This window comes from Pseudomonas sp. yb_5 (genome assembly GCF_043103865.1).
Taxonomy (GTDB): Bacteria; Pseudomonadota; Gammaproteobacteria; order Pseudomonadales; family Pseudomonadaceae; genus Aquipseudomonas; species Aquipseudomonas putida_Y.
This window is the reverse complement of record NZ_JBICKE010000081.1, coordinates 1-779: the sequence shown is the minus strand read 5'-3', so window position 1 is coordinate 779 and position 779 is coordinate 1. Positions and strand designations below refer to the sequence as shown.

Sequence of the window (779 nt, the reverse complement as noted above, 5' to 3'; positions counted from 1 at the left end):
ACCGAAGGGGTGGCGGTCAACTTGGCCACCACCTCACTGATAGTGTCCGAGATCTCAACGGTAGCCGGGCCACCCAAGGCCAGCTTCTCGAAAGTGGCACCCGGAACTGTAGCGTCGATAACACTGAGCGTGATGGAGCCTGCATCGAGATAGACGTCATCGCCCTGAACCGAGGTCTTGTACTCGACTTCGGTCTTACCGGCTTCGATCGTCACGGTGTCGCCGTTCGACAGGGTTACGGTCAACGGACGGTCCAGCGCCTGGCCAACTTTCACAGTAAAGGAAGGTTGCTGGTCTTCGGTCACATTTCCATTGCTGAGAATACTTACGGTGACGGTATCGATGCTGTCATTGATGACAGTCGAGGCTGGAGTCGGATTCGGGGTCAGTTGCTCGAAGTTGCCGCCCGTGGCGTTCTCGATGGTGACGCTGACAGTCGAACCGTTGTTGTAGACGTCATTGGCCGGGGTCTGGAAGTCGACGCTGCCTTGGGTCTTGCCCGCTTCAACGGTGATGACCTGGCCGTTGGACAGGGTCACGGTTACTGGAGTCTGGGCAGGATTGCTCAGGGTCACGGTATAGGTAATCACGCCGCCTTCGGTGACCGATGGGCTCGCCGTCAGGGTCGCAGTGGTGGTATCGACCGAGTCGTTGATCGTGGTCTGAGCAGGGGTCGGATTCGGGGTCAGTTGCTCGAAGTTGCCACCCGTGGCGTTCTCGATGGTGACGCTGACAGTCGAACCGTTGTTGTAGACGTCATTGGCCGGGGTCTGGAAATC

1 protein-coding gene is annotated in these 779 nt (G+C 58.3%); it reads right to left on the bottom strand.

Annotated elements, in window-relative coordinates; all coding sequences use genetic code 11:
• Positions 1–779 (bottom strand): immunoglobulin-like domain-containing protein (locus tag ACF8GF_RS13105; RefSeq protein WP_392488115.1); only part of this gene is annotated, 779 nt, incomplete at both ends.